The organism is Lacrimispora sinapis, from assembly GCF_043633585.1.
Taxonomy (GTDB): Bacteria; Bacillota; Clostridia; order Lachnospirales; family Lachnospiraceae; genus Lacrimispora; species Lacrimispora sinapis.
In genome coordinates, this window is the sequence record NZ_CP141832.1 from 3,290,218 (window position 1) to 3,310,692 (window position 20,475).

A 20,475-nucleotide genomic window follows, 5' to 3' on the forward strand; every position below is an offset into this window, starting at 1 on the left:
GGGGGTACCGTTATGAAATTACTGATTGTTGATGATGAAGAGCTTACACGCATCGGTCTGATCAACTCCATTGATTGGGAGTCTCTGGGGATTTTTAATCTGTTCCAGGCCGAGGATGGGATAAGCGGACTTCGTATTGCCAGAGAAGTGAGACCGGAAATTATTTTATGTGATGTGAGAATGCCCAGGCTGAACGGGATCGAGCTGGTGGAACGGCTGGAAAAGCTTCTCCCGAATTCCGCATTTATCTTCATGAGCGGCTATTCCGACAAAGAATATCTAAAGGCCGCCATCCGCTTAAAAGCCATAAACTATGTGGAAAAGCCGCTGGACCCGGCAGAAGTGGCCTCTGCCATAAAGGAGGCTTATCACTGCGTCAGACAACATATGAGAACCGTGAAGAATGAGCTGTTTTATTCCAGAGAAGCGGACTCTTCCTTTGCCGCTGCCTTAACTCAGCCCTATAAAGACAGCAGAGAAATCATCGCTGCCCTGACAAAGGAACTGAATCTGAAACTTACGCCTTCTTTAAGCGTCACCTCCTTTGTCGTGAAGGTGGAGCAAAGCCAGGCCGATTTAAACCACGTGAATCAAATACTTGCCGATCTGGAAATATATCTTTCCTATTCCCGCAACAGGGTTTATTATATTTCAAAATACATCCAATACCACATTTTTCACATCGTATCTCCTGCACCGCCCTCTTCTTCGTCCATGGACCGGATCGGCACTTTTTTAAAGAACCGTTTTCAGAAGACCTGCGCTTTTTATATCAGCAGAGGGGAGACCTGCACCGGAATCTCAAAAGCCTATGAGTCCTATGCCAGCGCAGTTTCCCTCATGCAAAGCAGTTTTTTCTTTGATTCAGGGACTTATTTTACCCCTGAAAAAAAGATGACCGGATACAAGGAAAAGACGGGAAACGGTTCCTATGACCGTTATGTTCCCCTTCTTTCAAATGCTGTCCTGTCAAAGGATTTAAACGCCGTCAAAGATTTGCTTTTTCAGCTTCATCATGAATTTTACCAGCAGAAACATATCTTTCCCCATGAAGCAAGAGACCTGTATTATAAACTTTTCATGACATTAGAGGACTGCCGCCAGCAGCTTCGGCTGGCTCCGGCTGCGGAACCGGAAAATGCCATGAAGCTTCTTGAAAACTGTTTTAGTTTCCATGAACTTCATGAGAAGCTGACCCAAAAAACAGAGCTGCTTTTTGAAGCAGCCAGGTCCTATATGCCGGAGAATTCCACTATATTTTTAATAAAAGATTACATTCACAAGCATTATCATCATGATTCCCTATCGGTTCGGGATATCGGCAATCAGGTTTTCTTATCTGCCTCTTATGTCTGTACCTATTTTAAAAATGAAACCGGGCAGACCATCAATCAGTATCTCACGGAATTCCGGCTGAAAAAAGCAAAGGAACTTTTGGCGGACCCTCGTTATCAGATCGCCGATATTTCTTTCAAAGTAGGCTACAGCAACGGAAATTACTTTAGCAAAAGTTTCAAAAAGCTGACTGGTTTATCACCGTCTGATTACAGGGAGAAGATGCTGAAATGAAACATCTGATACAAAGAGCAAAGACCTGTTACAACAATATGATGCTGCAGACAAAATTTACCATTACCCATCTGCTCATCACCACCATTCCCATGCTGGTCATGTTTCTGTTTTTCTACGGAAAACTCTACGATATGGTTTTAGCTTATACCGTCCGCTCAGAACAGACCGCCTCTGCCATGACCATCCCTCAGATCAATGGGCTTATTGATACCATTCTTACCGCACAAAATGGCCTGGAAGCGCATCCCTACTACCGGAAGCTGTTCCACTCCAGGGCTTCTCAGACAGATGCCCCGCTCACGGATTCTGCTGATGCCGTGGACTTTTGCCAACTGGCGGAGAAAACCATTGACGGAAAAACCATAACCGACATTCGCATCTATATGGATCTGCCAGCTTCCCAGCCCATCTTTTATAAGAAACACACAAGCAGGATCTTCCGGCCAGTAAGGGAAGCCAGAGGCGCTTACTGGCATGGTATCTTCCAGGGAAACCGTTCTTACCGCTCTCTTTTCTGTCCTGAGTTTTATTTAAGTCCCATAGAGGTAAAGGAATCCGGGGATATGGCATTTATCACGAAAGCTTCCATTCCCTATAAGGATGAGTTACGCACCTGTTATATTGCCATTTACTATTCCAAGGCACCCTTTACTGCTCTTTTGAAAAACAACTTATCCAAAGATACCAGTGTGGCCTATATCATCAATGACCGGGACAGTACGGTGGCCACCTCCAATCATGGGCTTTCCGGAATTTATCATTTCAGCTATGACAAGGTACGGGATTATTTTATGTCTTCGGATAACTTTATCCTGAAAAATATCCTGGGAGAAGATGTGTATGCAGGCTTCTATTACATTCAGAAAACCAACTGGTTTATGGTTGCCGTCATTCCCACCAAATCCATCATCCAGAAAAGTGTTCTTATTGTGATAGGCTTTTTTCTTATCTATCTTTTTTGCATCATATCTGCATTTTTAATTGCAATCAAACTGTCTCATTCCATCACCAACCGCATTTCCTCCGTCATCCGGCAGATGTCCAAAGTCCGGTCCGGTCCTCCCACCCCTCTGCCGGATTCCGTGTACCACGATGAGATCGGCGGGTTGATTGATACCTACAATTATATGACCAGAACCATGAATCAATTGATTGCGGAACAGATCAAAGCCGCAGAAGATTTAAGGCATGCCGAGTTTCACACGCTCCAGGCGCAGATCAATCCCCATTTTCTTTATAACACCATGGACATGATCAACTGGCTGGCAAAGCAGGGCAGAACTGATGAGGTATCGGAAGCAATTGTAGATTTATCCCGTTTTTACAAGCTGACGCTGAGCAGAAAAGAGACCTTGAGTACCATTGCAGATGAACTGGAGCATGCAAATATCTATGTGCGTCTTCAGAATATGCGGTATCATCAGGTCATTGACCTGGTCAACGATATGCCGGATTATATGATGGACTGCACCATTCCCAAGCTGACCTTTCAGCCCGTGGTGGAAAATGCAATTCTCCACGGACTTCTGGAAAAGGTTCCAAAAGGCGGAACCATTGTTATCACCGGCTGGCTGGAAGAACATGGAGCTGTCATCCTGATTTCCGATGATGGAGTGGGCATCCCTGAGGATAAACTTTCCGGTCTTTTATCCGGAAAGGGAACCAGCAGAACAGGAACAAACATCGCAGTTTTTAACACCCACCGCCGCCTTCAGATTCTTTACGGCCCGGAATACGGCCTGACCTATAAAAGCATTCCGGGAAAAGGGACGGAAGTGGAGATACGGGTCATGTATGCTGCCGCACCACTTCTCTAAACATGGTACCGGAGGCTTCAGAATTCCCTTTATGAATGACGTAGGAAAGCAAAAAAGGCTCCCCCCGGAACAGAGCAATAAAATCTGTTCCGGAATGGGAGACCTTTTCCATTCATTTTATGTTCAAATCAAATATTTACTCAATCAAATAGGCTTTGACGATTTCTCCGTAATATGCAGTATGATAATCTCTGTTGGCACCGTGGAAAGAGCCATCCACGTCCTGAGGGTAACATTCTTTTTTGTATTTTTCCAAAATCGCATGTTCATCCTGCTTCTGCTTGTAGACCACCCTGCATTCCAGAGTCAGCGGCAGTTCCTTGATTGCCGGAACGGAAACCTCATCGGAATCCACCAGTGTTAAGTTCAGCTTTTGGATTTTATCCACTGAATGGCCCGTCTCTGTTCCGCATATCCCCAAAATCTTTTTATCGAAATCACCATACGGTATATTGATAGTAAATTCAGAGTTTTTATCCAGCTGCTGCTTTGTAAAACGGTGCTCTCTTACAAAAACAGTAAATATGGGTTTTCCCCACTCAATTCCCAGTGTCCCCCAGGAAATGGTCATGGAATTCACTTTTCCGTCTGCCTTTGTGGTCAGTAACACTCCTTTGTTTACCGCTTTTAGGATCTCACTGGCATGATCGAATACTTCTATCTCCTTTTTCATTGCAGCCTCCTTTTTGATATATGGTTGCTATAATCATAAACAGACGGGGTAATATTCGCAAGTATGCACTTTTTTGTAAGATACTATCCAAAAGGTGAGTTTGGGACTCCTTATCCTCTTGCAGCCAGCCGGGCGCCCATTTCAAATGCATTCCGGCAGTCCACCGGGAACTGTTCCTCCCTCACCTTGGCTTTGTGGGGCTCATTGAATTTGGAAGCCTCATACTTGGAATAATCTTTAAATTGATACGTGTCATTGCTGGTCAATATCTCTGATACACCATGAAACAGCTGTAACAGCATCTGATTCTGCACAAAGACTTCCCTATAATGAAGCTGCTCCATATACTCTTTCGGGACATTCATGGTGTATATAAAGCCGGAGGCGATTTTCCCTTGAAATACTGACCGTTCCCCTTCATTATAAGAAATGTTTGGAAATATCAGACGTTCCAGAAATGCACGCATCTCTCCTGTAACATTCCCGATATAAACGGGGGAACCAAGAATGATCACATCGCAGGTCAGGGCATACTGAAGGATTTCCTTCAACTCATCGTTTACCGCACAGACCCCATTGCATTGACTGCCCTTCCGCTTGCAGGCAAAGCAGCTGACACAGCCTTTGAAATTCACATCATACAGATTCACAAGCCGGGTACCTGCCCCCTGTCCCTCCGCTCCTTGAAGTGCATGTTTTAAAAGCACCGCTGTATTTCCATTTTTCCGTGGACTTCCGTTTACCGCTAATACGTTCATTTTGACCCTCCTGGATTGTTCGTTATAAAATTTGCGTGAAATGATAGAATATTCTTTCTCTCCTTTTTGAACCAATTATAGCAATAAGCAGTTGCAATGTACATAACGCACTTTTTTGTTAGTCCCCTCTCCCTATAATTATCCCAAAATTCGACAAAAATCTACAAATAGATCGTGTAATCAAATGCCAAATACGAATTGACTGTAAATACATTATGAGGTATAATAAATTTAGCTTTATTTGTTAATAAAATAACAAGCAAACATTTGAAAAGGAGATGTTCTTAATGAAGGGTTTTGCAATGTTAAATATTGGTAAAACGGGTTGGGTGGAAAAGGAAAAACCCGCATGCGGGCCGATTGATGCGATTTGCCGCCCCATTGTTCTGGCTCCCTGTACTTCTGATATCCATACGGTATGGGAGGGTTCGATTGGGGAACGCCATGATATGATCCTGGGACATGAAGCCGTGGCTGAAGTGGTGGAAGTTGGAAATCTGGTAAAAGATTTTAAACCAGGTGACAAGGTCCTTGTACCGGCTATCACACCGGACTGGAATTCTATAGAGGCCCAGGGCGGCTATCAGATGCATTCCGGAGGAATGCTGGCGGGCTGGAAATTTTCAAATTTCAAGGACGGGGTATTCGGTGAATTTTTCCACGTAAACGATGCGGATGGAAACCTGGCCCATCTGCCGGAGGGTGTGGACCCGGTGGCCGCATGTATGCTTTCTGATATGGTTCCAACCGGTTTTCATGGAGTCGAACTTGCCGACATACACTTTGGTGACACGGTAGCTGTTATTGGAATCGGACCCGTTGGTCTGATGTCCGTAGCCGGTGCTGCCCTTCACGGTGCTTCCCATATCTATGCCGTAGGCTCCCGCCCCAATTGCGTCCAGTTAGCTAAAGAATATGGTGCCACCGATATCATCAATTACCGGGAAGGCGATATTGCGGATCAGATCCTGGAAAAAACAGGCGGAAAGGGCGTGGACCGTGTTATTATCGCAGGCGGGAACAACGACACCTTTGCACAGGCCATTGCCATCTTAAAACCGGGCGGAAAAATAGGAAATGTCAATTACCTCGGAGAAGGCGATTACATAAAGATTCCCCGTATCAAATGGGGATGCGGCATGGGACATAAACAGATTTCCGGCGGGCTGATGCCAGGCGGCCGGTTGAGAATGGAAAAGCTGGCTTCTCTCCTCTCCGCCGGCAGACTGGACCCAGGCAAGCTGATCACCCACCGGTTTGAGGGCTTTGAAAACATTGAAAAGGCTCTTATGCTGATGAAGGATAAGCCAAAGGATTTAATCAAACCAGTGGTCATTATCCATTGGTAGTTTAACGCCTTTGCAGTTAAAAAAGGCACCAGGAGCTTTTAGGTGACCCCCAAAAGCTCCTGATGCCTTTTCCTGTACTACTTTATTTTTTCCGGTATCTGACAGCCAGACCCTTTAAAAACGATCTCACATAACGATCTCCGCATACCTTATAATTCCGCTGACCCTCTCTCCTTAAAACAGCACTTAACTCCCCGTTTGATAAATCGGTTCCCCCCTCTTTCATGATCTGAAGCATGTCCTCACCTGTAAGAGACAGTGCGATCTTTACTTTTTTCAGAAATACGTTATTAACGGTACGGTCGTCATTTATCATAAAAAGCTGATTTTCCGATTCTCCGGATGCAGGTTCTTTTTTTCCTCTTTTCCGGGTAATAAAACCGTTTAAGAAAGACTCCAGCATACGATTGCTGCATTTGCTGCTGTCGGAATTTAACAGGATTTTTTGCAGTTCTTCCTTTGTTACCGTAACTCCTCCCAGCTGAAACATTTCCGCCATATCCATGTCCTTGATATCCAAAGCATATCTTAATCGAATCAATCTATCGTTATTATCCATTGGTTCCTCTTTTCCTATTATTATTTTAACCATTCACCAGAATACTGCTTTACGAACGTTTATCCAACGCTTTCGTTACCTTTAATTGCTTTCCATTGACCGTTGTATGCTTCATTGCTTCCAAAACCAGGGGGCCTTTGCCATTTAAAATCTCAATATAAGTCAGGGTATCCTGAACTGCAATGATTCCGATGTCCTCCGCGTTTACGCCTTCAATTGCGGAAATGGCCCCTACAAAGCTGGCCGCTCTCAGCTTCTTTTTCTTTCCCCCATGAAAGCGAAGCTTTATAATGCCTTTTTTAAATGCATCCCCCTTCATCTGTTTTTCCGGGGAAGCCGTTTTCATGGTTTTCTCAAAGGCCGGTTTCCGACCGGACACGTCCTCTTTTGAGGGTTTCTCAAACCTCGGGATTTCAAAACCGATCAGTGCTTCAATCTCCCGGAGAAATCTCGTCTGGGTTGGCGTGGCAAAGGATAATGCTTTTCCCTTTTTTCCGGCACGTCCGGTTCTTCCGGTCCGGTGAACGTAGGTTTCCGCCTCTAAAGGGATGTCATAGTTTATAACCAGGGAAATATGGTCGATATCAATGCCTCTGGCGGCAAGATCCGTGGCGGCAAGATACCGGCATTTTCCACGTTTAAAGGTGTTCATGGCGAAAAACCGGTCCTTCTGCTCCATGCCGCCATGAAGCTTTTTGCAGTCATAGCCCATACGAACCAGATCCTTCCACACCCGGTCCACCCGGTCCTTGGTACTGCAAAAGATGATACAGCTATCCGGATTTTCCATTATGGTCACCTCGGTCAGAAGTTGGAATTTCTCCTCCTCCCTGGTGATATAAAGCCCATGTTCAATGTCCGCCGCTGTGATATTTTCCTCATTCACATCAATTCTGACTGGGTTTATCATATGCTTTGAGGAAATGGTTATGATTTCCTCCGGCATGGTGGCGGAAAACAGCATCGTCAACCGTTTTCTGGGAAGCCTCTCAAGGATCGCCTCCACCTGTTCCATAAATCCCATATGAAGCATCTGGTCGGCCTCATCAATTACCAGGCAGTTTATGTTCCCCAGAGACAGCGTTCCTTTTTCCATATGATCCAGCACCCGCCCAGGAGTTCCCACCACCACATGAGTCTTCTGCTTTAATTCTGTTTTCTCAAGGGAAAACGGATGTCTTCCATAGACTGCTGCCGCTTTGATTCGTTTGAATCTGCCAATATTGGTAAACTCCTCTTTTACCTGGACCGCAAGCTCTCTGGTCGGGGTGAGAATCAGCGCCTGTGGTTTGTTCTCAAGCCATTCTGCCGCTTCACAGATGGGAATGGCATAGGCTGCCGTTTTCCCGCTGCCCGTCTGGGCTTTGACAATCAGATCCTGTCTTTCTAAGGCAAATGGAAGGACGCTGGCCTGGACCTTCGTAGGGATTTCATACCCCAGAACATCAAGTGCTCTTCCTATATCTTCCCTGATTTTAAAATCTTTCAAACGTTCCTGTCCCATTTTTATGCCTCTCATTTTATCTAACACTTCGTATTTTTTACTGAATTGCAGCTCGGTTGAGTTTTTTCCACTTCCTGATCTTGCTTCGGAAGGTTTGAAAGGGTGCCACAGTGTTGATGTGTATCCATTTCCATATCGGCCATTTTGATGGGGTGGAGGAAGCCCATTTCCTCACATCCTGGCCAAATAAGTCCTCATCAGAAAAGGAATCCAACCACAAAATAAGCTCTGCCACACATTCCCGGTACAGGCTTTTCAGCTCGCTTAGGGTACAGGCTTCGTATTGCTTATAAAAGTTCTCATATAAACCGCCCAGCTTGTTCCATTTGTAATTCAACGCTGGGGTGACTACCTCTTTTCCGGCAAGTTCATCCCGGTCCCAGCCCAGGAGCAGATTCATCCAGCCCAGCTGATAGGCGATCATCTGGGCTGGGCTGCGGTCAACACCTTCCAGAATTTTATCTTGATCCCCTTCCTCAACGGAATCAAATTCTGTAATAAATAAGTGAGCGGTTTTTTCAATTTCCGCAATCAGTTCTTCTTTGTTTTTATATTCCTGCATCAGTTACCTTCTTTCTCTTTTTGAACTATTTTGCCTGTTTTTTCATGCTTCATTTCCGTGCCAGTGCCTCCTGTTCCAATTGAAGCAGAGCCTTCTTCCGGTCCAATCCGCCCGCATATCCGGTCAGACTGCCATTTGTCCCAACCACCCGGTGGCAGGGGATCAGGATTGAAACAGGGTTATGGCCTACCGCTCCTCCTACCGCCTGGGCTGACATGGTGTCCTGCCCCCTTGAGGCTGCGATCTTTTTTGCGATTTCTCCATAGGTGGTGACAGTGCCATAGGGTATTTGAAGAAGGATCTTCCAGACAGCTTTTTGAAAATCCGTTCCTTTTGGCTGCAGATCGGGGAGCGTTGCATCTTTGTTTCCTTTAAAATAATTCTCAAGCCACTGGTGAAGCCTTATAAAAACCGGATGCTCCGGTTCATAAATCCAAGAATTCGTATTCCCCGGAAAATATTTTTGCCCCTCAAACCAGAGTCCGGTAATTCCATTGCCCTCCGCTGCTGCAGTTAAATTCCCAAGGGGACTTTTAAAGTTTGCATATATCATTCCCTTTTCCCTCCTCTTTTGTATGTTCCCCTTTTAAGGAATACCGCAAACCAAACGTGGTTTAAAAGCACCAGAGACACCTGACATACGTTCTTATTAACTATCACTTCTTTCATTAAAAATACCATGAAAACAGGATATTTGCCAGCGGTTTTGGATCTGTGGGAAAATTTTCAGGGCCAGCCGGCAGTTGACATCCCGCTGATGTAAAGAATAATTTTGATTTTACATAACAAAAAGCCGCAGGAACTGCGGCTTTTTTGTTAAAAAATCAGATTTTTATAAGGCTTCTAAATTTTTACTTTTCTTTTTCATCACAATCAAAGTAAGTATGAACGCTGACAGGAATCCTACAATATCACAGAGAATGACTCCATAAAACCCGGCATCCAGACCGGCCGGATTTACAAAACAAGGCAATCCCAAAAGGCCCGATCCTCCATAGACATACTGGGTTGACTGAAACATTCCGGCTACAGCCCCTCCAAGGCTTCCGGCTATGACAGAAATGATCAAAGGCGTTTTCAGGGGTAACAAATAGCCATAAATGGTCGGCTCACTGATTCCCAGCAAACAGGTCAGCCCTGCCGTAGCCGCCCCTGATTTCTTTGCTTTTTCTTTTAATAAGACTGCTGCAGCGAACACCGCTCCTGCCATTGCAAGCTGATTTCCCGCCAGCAATCCCATTACAGGCTCATTGCCATTGATTGCGATATCATTGATAAATATTGGAATAAATGCCCAATGCAGACCAAACATAACAATTAAGATCCATGGGCCGCCCAATACCAGGCCTCCTAATACGGGGCTGAAGTTATAGATTGCAAATATTACTTTTGAAAGAATGGTACTTAAAAAGAGTGTAACCGGTCCAACGACCCAAAAGGTCAAGGGTATAGTCACCAATAATACAAAGAGAGGAACTGCAAAAAATGCAATCGCTTCTGGCATCACTTTCTTTCCTATCTTTTCTAATTTCGATGCAACATAAACAGCAATAATTGCAGGGAACACCGTTGATGTATAATTACTTACCGTCATCGGAATCCCAAATAAGGAGTGAATAGAACCGTCTGCTGCTGCGGCTACAAAGGAAGGATAGATCATAATGGCTCCGATTCCCATCCCCAGATACTGGTTCATATCAAACTGCTTGGCTGCAGAAGCCCCCAATATGACCGGAAAGAAATAAAAAATCATATCAGCAATGGCATACAAAAATAAATATGTACTGTCTGTATCCTGTAATGCCCCCGAAGCAGTACAGATTGCCAACACTCCTTTTAATATACCGCATGCCGTCATTAATCCAATTGCAGGTGTAAAAATCCCGGAAACCGTTCTGCTGAATCCGTCAAATAGCTTTTCCTTCTTTTTCTCCCCCCGTCCTTTGTCTGCATCAATTTCTCCAAAGTCTCCGGAATTTTCCAACATCGGTACTAATTCCTCATACACCTTGGAAACTTTGTTGCCAACCACTACCTGGAATTGTCCTCCCTGCTCTACGATGGAGATGACTCCCTCCGTCCTTTTTACAGCCTCCCTGTTTGCTTTGCTGTCATCCTTTAAGGTAAAGCGAAGTCTTGTCATGCAGTGTACGACACTGACCACATTTTCTTTTCCGCCGACATATTCCAGTATGTCAGCTGCTGCTTTTTTGATTTCCATACCTTTTCTCCTTACTTTACAATATAATGTTCAACGGTGATACTCCCTGTGATGCCCGTCGGCTCTAATAACATAAACTGTGAAAGATAATCATATCGTTCCCGAACAAGTGTTGTGGATACCTGGATGCAAAAACGGTTTTTCCCCTCTTTTAACGCCTTTGTGATGTCAAAACGATAAGGCGGACAAATCTTTTCCCCTATAAAGATTTCATTTACCCATACCTTAACACCCTCTGCCACCCCCTCAACTGCCGCGATCACCTGGTCTGTTTTCCATAACTCTGCCTCGAATTCGTACCGGATCATACCAGTGAACTCCTCTTTCCCCTTTATCTCCTGCAAGGGCCTCAATTTCTCCAGCATCATCGGCTCTTTAAACTCTGTAAAATCAGGATAAGTTGCAAAGGATACCTGATATGGGCCTTTTACCTGATATTCAGATACTTTTTCATATTCCTTCGGAGCAGGAAGGAAATCATTCATAGACCGCGGAAAAATGACCATTTTAGATTCATACGGGGATAAGTTCAACGTAAGCGGGCTGCTATCTTCTTTTCTCTTATTTTCCATGGCACAATAAGCAAAACAGGGACCTTTATTAGAAACCTTAACTTCGGCCGTAACAGCATCATATGGATGCTCATTGACAAAGAAGTAAATATGGCCATCCTCCTGTTCATAATGGTAATATCTTAAATATGGGACATCCGTATTTACTGAGATTTCATTCAGTCCATCGGATCTTATGGTTTCAGCCAAAGTTTCCAGTGAAACAATCCGAACAGATGAAGATGCCTTTAATTGTTTGATGATTTCGCAGGCATCCTCTCCCTGGCTGGTCCTGTTTGGAAGATCTTTCAGCCAGTAAAGATAAAGCCCATGTTCGGAAGCTTTTAACAGCCATTTTAAAAATTTTCCCGGCAAGGCTTCTGCATAAGGGAGTACCAGCCCTTGAAATGTCTCCTGATTCACTTTAATTCCAGACTCACTCACCTCTGCCTCCATCAAACCGTCTATGGGCAGGATATCAAAATCAATCTGATTTCTTGTCAATTCTTTTGCCGGCTTCTGCATCAGCATGTATTCTCCGGACCATTCTGCCTCCCCATGATATAACAGTGCGACGGGAGCCTTGTGGATACCGCCAGACAGCAGATGGCTCAACCGGTTTGTATAATCCATCAAAAGCCGGAATCCTCCAAACTGAGGATCTCTCCCGTGGGCATAAAAGTGGGGCGGGCAATCACAATCCGGATACTCCTTGGGGTCAAATGCATGGGGAACATAATAATTGATCCCTCTTACCATCATATAATCAATGATCCATTTCATCAGCCGGTTTCCCTCTGCCCAGCCATAGGCACCGAATACCTCGCACAAGGCCCTCCCCTGCTTTTTGGGGTCCATATGGGCCAAAGAAGAACCTAACTTTCCAAGTACATAATGAAAAAACTCTCCGTCCCAGCCTGCCTTTGTCTTAGACTTGAAAATTCCTCCATCCATTCCCGGCATCAGCTGATGAAAAACCACATCTATTCCTGCCATATCCTGATGGGCCATGGCTCTGAAAAAATGTCCTGCGCCATACCCCAGGCGTGCATGTGCATTATTATCTTCAATGGTGTGTCCGATATATTCCACCTGATGCCGGGCGCACCAGTCTGAAATTCTTTTATTAAAATGTTTGGAATAGAGCTTACTAACCAGATCCATGTATTCATAGCGGATCTGATGCCCCGACTCTCCCCCTTCCAGAAACAGCAAGGGCAAACGCTTGCGGCAGTCCGTTCCGGTCTGCTTTTCTAAAAGCTCCAGTAAATCCTCTCTCCAGGGAATATCCATTTCTGCTCTTCCAATGGAACCTGTCGCCCCATGCATATTTCCAAATCTGGGTTCATCTGAAAAAAAGCCTGCAATTGTCTTGCCGAATTCTTCTTTATACTTTTCATAATGGGCTTCATAAACCGTATCAATTAATACATCCGTAGCAAGAGGGTCAATGGGATTTAAATACCCCTTTGTCTCCGGCTCCCCGCCTTCAAACGTTGCGGTTACAATCATGACACTCCATTCTCCCTTTGGAAGGTCAAAGGAGACAAGGGTATGATTTACGACTTGTCCGGTTATATCAATCAAAGTATCCGGATCAATTTTTTGATAGCCTGTTTTTTTCCCTAAGGTGACAGATATTAATTTATCCTTTTTGTCACGAAATGCATAACGGATTATTGCCTGTGCATTTTTCATGGGTCCTATAAAGTCCAGTACTTTACAGGCCAGAAACTGCTTTTGCAAATGGGGGAATTCTCTCTCCACTCTCCCGTCTGCATACCCTGTAGGAAAATGGGAATCGTCCAGAATCCACACTTTCATGTTCCGCTGTTTTGCTTCTTCCAGCAGGATATCCATGTCTCTCCACCATGTTTTTCCCAGAAAATCCGGATGGGGCCTCGCCTCCACACAAAATGCCCTGATTCCGGAATCATGGATTTTTTCTACGGTTTCTCTGAGAACGCTTTCTTCTTCCCCATGCAGCCAGAGAAAGGGCAGAATATAATTGTCTGTGTTTCCATTTAATACTTCATTCAGTCTTTTCATGCATATCTCCATCGGTCTCTGTTTCTTGGGACTTGTCGCTTTGATATCTATAGAATAGCACCCGCGCTTTTGTGCGGCAATGTCGTAACTACAGGAAATAAGTGACCAAACTTCACTTTTTTATTGACCGGAACATTCTATTAATCTTCCATAAAATTGACATTAACTTCTGATTTTGATACATTAATAGGGAAATAAATCCGTTTCATTTGTTATAATTCATAAAGGAGTGTTAAAATGAATATCCAAACTTTGAATAAGCATCTTTCTACCCTTACGCTTCATGAACAGCAGTACAGAGAAGGAAAATTTTATGACTTCTCCAAGCTGGAGATTGTAGATGTAATAGAGAACCAGAATATTTATAGAATGGACGTTTCTTATAATCTCACAAACAACATGTTTTCTGTAAAAAAGAACTCCCGTTTCCAACCCGTTCCTCCTCACGTACACAGCTGGGTGGAGATCAATTATATGTATTCCGGCAGCTGTGAACAAATGATCAATGGCAAATCTCTGATTCTGCATACCGGAGAGATTATTTTAATTGATTGTGAAACCGTTCATGCCATCGGTTACACCGGGGAAAATGACATTATGATTAATCTTTTGATTCCCAAGGATTACTTAAACAATACTTTTTTAAGCCGTCTTTCCAGCGACAGCCTCATTTCCCGTTTTTTTATTAATGCCATGAATTCAAAAACAGACCATAACAGTTTTATTGTCTTTCACTCCTCTCACAGCAGAAGACTGCCTGTTTTTATGAATGAACTTTTATGTGAATATTATAGTCCCTCCATGAATTCTGCGGAGATTTTAGATCACTTATTTTCTTTGGTGGTTTCTGAATTGGTCAATGTCTTTGGTCATGACATGAGTAATAATCTGGACAAGAATTCCAGTTTTTCGATTATTCCTGTTTTAAAGTATATAGAATCCAATTATCAAACAAGTACCCTGGAAAAAACAGCAGCCTTTTTCAATATCAACCCCAATTATCTGACCACTTTATTAAAACGGCAGACAGGCCATTCCTATAAGGAACTGATTTTGATGTCCAAAATGAAGGCCGCACAAAAGCTGCTCTCCTGTACCAGGCTTTCCGTCAAGGAAGTCGCCCTTCATGTGGGCTATGATAACCTTACCTTCTTTTACAGAAAGTTTCAGGAATACTATCATTGCACCCCGAACGAATATAGAAGGAAGAAAAACGGGGAATAAACCGGCTGTCAGAAGCTTTAAACTTTTAGCAAGAAAAATTCATTTGACAACCAAATTGCTTTCTTGTAAAATACATTTGAACAAAAGGGAATAGTTGACACCACCCCGGTGTTTGCGGTTGCATGAATCCGGTTAATCTTACGCTGGCAAGCATTTATAAACTGCAACGTAACTAAGTAACAAGACTTTTGCTGTAAAATCGCATTTTACAAGAAGGGTCTTTTTTTTGTACAAATTTTAACAATCATTTTGCAAAGGGGAAAAAATGGAACTATCATCAAAGCAGTCTCACATTTCAAACTTAACACTTGGAGGAATTTTAGTAACATTAGGTGTTGTATACGGAGATATCGGCACGTCCCCGCTCTATGTTATGAAATCCGTACTCTCCGGAAACGGCGGAATCCAGCATGTTTCTGAGAACTTTATTCTTGGAACCCTGTCCCTGGTATTCTGGACACTGACTATTTTAACGAGTATCAAATATGTTTTCATTACACTGAAAGCGGATAACAACGGGGAAGGCGGAATCTTTTCACTTTTCACCCTTGTCAGAAGCCGTTCCAAGTGGCTGATCATACCTGCCATGATCGGAGGCTCCGCCCTGTTGGCCGACGGGATGCTGACACCGGCAGTAACCGTAACGTCTGCCGTGGAAGGGCTGAAACTGCTTCCTGTCTTTGAGAACCTGTTCGGCAGCAACCAGAAAAATATCGTTTATCTTGTTATTTTCATCATCTGTGTCCTGTTTTTTATCCAGCATATCGGTACGGAATTCATCGGAAAGCTGTTCGGACCGATTATGTTTCTATGGTTTAGCAGCCTTGCCTTTTTTGGTATCATCAATCTGGCAGAAAATCCGTACCTGCTTCGGGCTTTGTCCCCTCATTATGCGGTGAACATTTTATTCAGCGACGATAACAAGCTTGGTTTCTTTATTCTTGGAAGCATATTTTTATGTTCTACGGGTGCCGAAGCGCTTTATTCAGACCTTGGACATGTGGGAAGAAAAAACATTTACTTTACCTGGCCATTTGTTAAAATCTGTTTGCTGCTCAACTATTTTGGACAGGGTGCCTGGATTCTGTCGGCAAGAAATCATTCTGCCCTCGGCATGATGGAAGATTTAAACCCATTTTATCAGATGATCCCCCATGGCTTTCTGATCTATGGGATCGCCATTTCAACATTTGCAGCCATTATCGCATCACAGGCATTGATTTCGGGTTCCTTCACCCTTGTATCGGAAGCCATAAAGCTGAATCTGTTCCCAAGGCTTCACACCTTGTATCCTTCTACGATGAAAGGCCAGCTTTACATTCCCGCCATCAACCGGATCTTATGCATTGTCTGCATCGGTATCGTCCTTTTCTTTCAAAGCTCTGAAAAAATGGAGGCCGCATATGGTCTTGCCATCACCGTTACCATGCTTATGACGACCATTTTGCTGTTTAACTATATGAGGAAGAAAAACACGCCTATTGTACTTTCAGTCATTATGCTTGTATTCTTTATGAGCTTTGAGCTTTCCTTCTTCCTCGCAAATATTGTTAAGTTTTTCCATGGCGGATTCGTTGCGATCATCATTGCAGTATCCATTTTGTTCGTGATGTATCTCTGGGACAGGGCCCATATCATAAAGATGCGTTATCAGGAAAATGTGCCCGTGAAACAATATATCAAGCAGCTTAGCAAACTGCGCGTTGACCCGGAAATACCAAAATACGCCAGCAACCTGGTGTGTCTTAGCAACTGTTCCAATCCAAAAGAGATCGAACGGAAAATCATGTATTTTCTTTTGGATAAACGGCCCAAGAAAGCGGATGTATATTGGTTTGTCAATGTAACCGTAACCGATGAACCTTATCAGGCGGAATATGCCATTGAAAACTTCGGCACCAAGCATATTATCAAGATTCAGCTCAAGCTGGGCTTCCGCATCGACCAGAAACTCAATGTATTTTTAAGGCAGATATCAACGGAATTAGTGAAAAATAAAGAAATTGAACCCCAGACCAGCAGCTACTCCATTCTTCCCGGACGTAATCTGGGAGATTTCCGTTTTGTATTTATCCAGGAGATCCTGTCTCATGAAACTTCGCTTTCTGCCTGGGACGCACTTCTGTTAAGAACCAAATTTTTCATACAGAAATTTACCGCTTCTCCCACCAACTGGTTTGGACTTGATACCAGTGATGTTTATATCGAAAAAGTCCCCATGTTCCTTGGGCAATCAGACCGGGTGGTCTTAAAAAGAAACGATGGGAAATAAGATTCTGAAATAAATAGTTAAGGTCTCCTATGAAAATCAATTCACAGGAGACCTTTTTGGGTTACAATACAGATACATATTAATTTTCATGGCATGGGAATATTTTCCCAAATTATATAATGTCATGGCATAAAATGTTTTTATGCCATGATCCTTAAGCTCCCAGCGAAAAAAACTGTAACAGGAAGATGTTATTTTCAGATGTGTGCTGCAGCGTTTTAAAAGTGCAAGCATGCGGTTCCTGCCTGCATTGTATGAATTAATATTTTACCAGCACCATTCCGCCTTTGCGCTCGTAGCCAGTGTTCCACAGCCCATAAAGTGATATCCAGCGATATCCACCATAGGTGGCAGCTTTTACATAGAAATCGTCTTCAAATTCCTCATACCCCACCAGCATAAACCAATGCCATACATAATCCTTGTAGTCAGCATTCTTATGCTTTAACATCAAAAACGGGATTGGAATTCCATTATCAATCTGTGTCTTTACTTCTATGGCCGCTTCCTTTGCGGAAACCTCACCATGACAGCCGGTCATTTTTATATCCTGATCTCCTACGTCATTCAAATAATCCTTAAATCCGTCCATGAATATTTCCAACGTATCAATTCCGTGAATTCGGGGCCTTAAATAGGGCTTCATCTTCATGGCAAACTTGATGTAGTCTTCCTTTGCAAGTTTTTGAATCTCGTAGGGATATAAGTGCTCTTTTTTTTCATGGAGTGCCGCATTGATGCAGACATCACATGCCGCGGCCGCACCGCATCCACCTAAGTGCATCATGGGGTCACGGAACCAGTCCTGATTACCGCCAAAAGAATCTTCAATGTGAAAATAAGGCAATTCTTTCTTCATGTTCCCCCTCCTTCTTAATTATGTTATATTGGGATTATAATACCAGTGTTCGATTTCGTAAAGCTATTATAGCAGATTCTAGTGCTCCGGGATATACTTATTAATTGGTAATTGTAAGTATTAAATATTAGATAAACGTCAATAAAACGGCCCCAGAGGTTTTTTAAACCGCCTGGAACCGTTTTTCTGGTCTATTTTTCTTATTTTTGATTTAATGCATCAATCAGCTGCTGTAACATTTCCCGTTTTATCCCCGGAATAAAGCTTAACATCTGACGAAGGGGCATTCCCTCCATGGTGGCCTGCATCATCTCATGGTTCACTGCACCGCTGCTGTCTTGTGCGTTTTCCTCCATTTCCCTGGCCTGGGTGCCTGCAAACATCTGCTTCTGTGCCGCTTCAAGAATGGCTTTTCCTTTGGGATCTTTCATGATATCTCCTATTGTAGAGTTAAAATCGTATACGACAGGCACAGCTTCTGTGGATTCAACGGTAACCGTGGAGGATAATATCCTTTCTCTTACTGATTTTGCAATATGAATCGTATATTCCCCACTTAATACATGCCAGTCATGGAGTCTCATATCCCAATAGGCGAATGCTCTCTTATCTAATACAAACGTTACTGTCTTTGTCTCGTTTGGCTCTAAGGCAACCTTTTCAAACCCTCTAAGTTCTATGACAGGACGTAAAACATTCCCTGATGCAGGAGTAACATAGAGCTGCACGACTTCTTTTCCTGCAATGGCTCCAGTATTGGTCACATCCACACTTACAGTAATCCGTTCCGTATCCTTTATGCTGTTTCTATCTACTTTCATATTGCGAAAGGCAAACTGGGTGTAAGATAATCCATAGCCAAAGGGAAACAGCACCTCTGCCTTTTTCGATTCATAATACCGGTAACCAACAAATACCCCTTCCCGGTATTCCACTGTATCGCCCTCTCCCTGATAGAAGAGATAAGACGGATTGTCTTCCAGCTTCAGGGGAAATGTTTCCGCAAGCCTTCCACTGGGATTGACCTCCCCATAGAGCACCTTTACGACTGCTTCCCCAATCGCCTGACCGCCCAGATATGCCTCAATTAAGCCTTTTACTTTATGGACCCAGGGCATTTCCACAGGCGATCCATTGTGCAATACTACAATGGTATTGGGCTGAACCTCACAGATTTCCCGGATCAGCTCATTCTGGCAATCCGGCAGGCGCATGTGCTTTCTGTCATAACCTTCCGACTCAAAGTTATCCGGAAGTCCTGCAAAAATAACAGCAGCTTCCGCATTTCCAGCGGCATCAACGGCTTTATTTTTTAATTCCTCTATGGTTGCATCCTTGTCTGTCTGATAACCTTGTTCATAAGTGATCTTTAACCCTGACGCTGCGGCCGCTTCCAGCGCAGAGGTTACCTTAAAGCTGTTAATATGGGAACTTCCTCCGCCCTGATAACGTGGCTTTTCAGCAAATTCTCCAATAAAAGCAACTCTTCTCTCCCTGGTAAGAGGCAGCACATTCTCTTCATTTTTCAATAATACGATTGACGCTTCCGCTGCCTTTTCTGCCAACGCGTGGTCTCTCTCCCGGTCAAATACTGCATTCTCATCCTTGTTTTCCCAGTAGCGGTATATTACATCTAAGATACGGGCACAGGCTTTATCCAGTACTTCTTCCTCTAACTCCCCACTCCTTACAGCTTCTGCGATGAGGGCATCATTGACCCCGCCGCTTCCCGGCATCTCCAAATCCATTCCTGCTTTTAATCCCAGGACTCTGTCATTTACTGCCCCCCAGTCACTTACTACATAGCCGTCAAATCCCCATTCCTTTCGCAGTATATCGGTTAGATAGACCGGATTTTCCGAGGCATAAACGCCATTAATTTTATTATAAGAACACATAACCGTCCAGGGCTTACTCAACCTTACCGCACCTTCAAAGGCCGCCAGGTAAATTTCCCTCAGCGTTCTCTCATCTGCATCAGAGGAACTGGTCATTCTTCTATGCTCTTGATTGTTGGCAAGAAAATGCTTAATGCTGGTGCCGATGTTTTTGCTTTGTACACCCCGAATAAAGGCACCTGCCATTTCGGAAGCCACATAAGGATCTTCCGAATAATATTCAAAATTACGTCCGCACAGCGGGGAACGCTTGATATTCACTGCAGGACCTAATATCACGCCTACCCCCTCTGCCTGGCACTCCTCTCCGATCGCTTCACCGATCTCTGTCATCAATTCTCTGTCAAAACTCGCAGCGGTCGCACAGCCTGCAGGAAAGCAAACTGCCTGGATGCTCTCATTTACCCCCAGATGATCCGCTTTCACATCTTGTTTTCTTAATCCATGAGGTCCATCGGAAAGCATTACTTTCGGAATATGAAGCCTTTGTATTTCTTTTGTATTCCAAAAATTTTCACCCGAACATAATCCGGCTTTTTCTTCCAATGTCATTTTACCAATCAATTCCCTAATTTGTTCTGATTTCATCTTTTTCTCCTTTATAAAC

15 protein-coding genes are annotated in these 20,475 nt (G+C 43.8%); 5 read left to right on the plus strand and 10 right to left on the minus strand.

The genetic code is table 11. From position 1 onward, the window contains the following. The first annotated feature begins 12 nt into the window (after positions 1-12). Positions 13-1,569 carry a helix-turn-helix domain-containing protein gene (locus tag VIG27_RS15450; RefSeq protein WP_394523454.1) on the plus strand — a complete coding sequence of 519 codons (1,557 nt, stop codon included), beginning with the start codon at positions 13-15 and terminating at the stop codon, positions 1,567-1,569. Then, a complete protein-coding gene (locus VIG27_RS15455) occupies positions 1,566-3,389 on the plus strand; it encodes a sensor histidine kinase (protein ID WP_394523455.1) in 1,824 nt (607 codons plus the stop codon). Before VIG27_RS15450 ends, VIG27_RS15455 begins: the two co-directional genes overlap by 4 nt. 136 nt (positions 3,390-3,525) lie before the next feature. On the opposite strand, the gene VIG27_RS15460 is transcribed toward VIG27_RS15455, so the two are convergent. Then, positions 3,526-4,062: a flavin reductase family protein gene (locus tag VIG27_RS15460; RefSeq protein WP_394523457.1), complete on the minus strand. Its 537-nt coding sequence runs from the start codon at positions 4,060-4,062 to the stop codon at positions 3,526-3,528. Between the two features lie 110 nt (positions 4,063-4,172). Beyond that, positions 4,173-4,820: a flavodoxin family protein gene (locus tag VIG27_RS15465; protein ID WP_394523459.1), complete on the minus strand. Its 648-nt coding sequence runs from the start codon at positions 4,818-4,820 to the stop codon at positions 4,173-4,175. A gap of 287 nt (positions 4,821-5,107) precedes the next feature. Here VIG27_RS15465 and VIG27_RS15470 point away from each other — a divergent pair, with 287 nt between their 5' ends. After that, positions 5,108-6,169: an NAD(P)-dependent alcohol dehydrogenase gene (locus tag VIG27_RS15470; RefSeq protein ID WP_394523460.1), complete on the plus strand. Its 1,062-nt coding sequence runs from the start codon at positions 5,108-5,110 to the stop codon at positions 6,167-6,169. Between the two features lie 82 nt (positions 6,170-6,251). Here the strand turns inward: VIG27_RS15470 and VIG27_RS15475 are convergent, their stop codons facing one another. The 6 genes from VIG27_RS15475 to VIG27_RS15500 all read right to left on the minus strand — a co-directional run bounded on the left by VIG27_RS15475 (position 6,252) and on the right by VIG27_RS15500 (position 13,615). Next, positions 6,252-6,728 (minus strand): DUF1456 family protein, encoded by a 477-nt coding sequence (locus VIG27_RS15475; RefSeq protein WP_394523461.1) that lies wholly within the window; start codon positions 6,726-6,728, stop codon positions 6,252-6,254. 49 nt (positions 6,729-6,777) lie between these two features. Beyond that, complete coding sequence (locus tag VIG27_RS15480; protein ID WP_394523462.1) at positions 6,778-8,232, minus strand: DEAD/DEAH box helicase; 1,455 nt, start codon at positions 8,230-8,232, stop codon at positions 6,778-6,780. Positions 8,233-8,269: 37 nt separating this feature from the next. Then, a complete protein-coding gene (locus tag VIG27_RS15485; RefSeq protein WP_394523464.1) occupies positions 8,270-8,794 on the minus strand; it encodes a ClbS/DfsB family four-helix bundle protein in 525 nt (174 codons plus the stop codon). Between the two features lie 49 nt (positions 8,795-8,843). Then, the gene (locus VIG27_RS15490; protein ID WP_394523465.1) at positions 8,844-9,347 is read right to left on the minus strand and encodes a methylated-DNA--[protein]-cysteine S-methyltransferase; all 504 of its coding nucleotides are present in this window, start codon (positions 9,345-9,347) and stop codon (positions 8,844-8,846) included. Between the two features lie 279 nt (positions 9,348-9,626). After that, positions 9,627-11,015 (minus strand): PTS transporter subunit EIIC, encoded by a 1,389-nt coding sequence (locus tag VIG27_RS15495; RefSeq protein ID WP_394523466.1) that lies wholly within the window; start codon positions 11,013-11,015, stop codon positions 9,627-9,629. A gap of 11 nt (positions 11,016-11,026) precedes the next feature. Beyond that, positions 11,027-13,615, minus strand: coding sequence for a glycosyl hydrolase (locus VIG27_RS15500; protein WP_394523468.1), 2,589 nt, complete (start codon positions 13,613-13,615; stop codon positions 11,027-11,029). Between the two features lie 237 nt (positions 13,616-13,852). Here VIG27_RS15500 and VIG27_RS15505 point away from each other — a divergent pair, with 237 nt between their 5' ends. Together VIG27_RS15505 and VIG27_RS15510 are read left to right on the plus strand one after the other, a co-directional pair. Further along, complete coding sequence (locus tag VIG27_RS15505; protein WP_394523469.1) at positions 13,853-14,839, plus strand: AraC family transcriptional regulator; 987 nt, start codon at positions 13,853-13,855, stop codon at positions 14,837-14,839. A 265-nt stretch (positions 14,840-15,104) separates the two neighbouring features. Further along, the gene (locus tag VIG27_RS15510) at positions 15,105-17,111 is read left to right on the plus strand and encodes a KUP/HAK/KT family potassium transporter (protein WP_394523470.1); all 2,007 of its coding nucleotides are present in this window, start codon (positions 15,105-15,107) and stop codon (positions 17,109-17,111) included. Between the two features lie 259 nt (positions 17,112-17,370). Here VIG27_RS15510 and VIG27_RS15515 read toward each other — a convergent pair whose 3' ends face one another. Then, positions 17,371-17,970 (minus strand): hypothetical protein, encoded by a 600-nt coding sequence (locus VIG27_RS15515; RefSeq protein WP_394523471.1) that lies wholly within the window; start codon positions 17,968-17,970, stop codon positions 17,371-17,373. Positions 17,971-18,170: 200 nt separating this feature from the next. Further along, positions 18,171-20,456: a glycoside hydrolase family 3 C-terminal domain-containing protein gene (locus VIG27_RS15520; protein ID WP_394523472.1), complete on the minus strand. Its 2,286-nt coding sequence runs from the start codon at positions 20,454-20,456 to the stop codon at positions 18,171-18,173. Positions 20,457-20,475 lie beyond the last annotated feature (19 nt).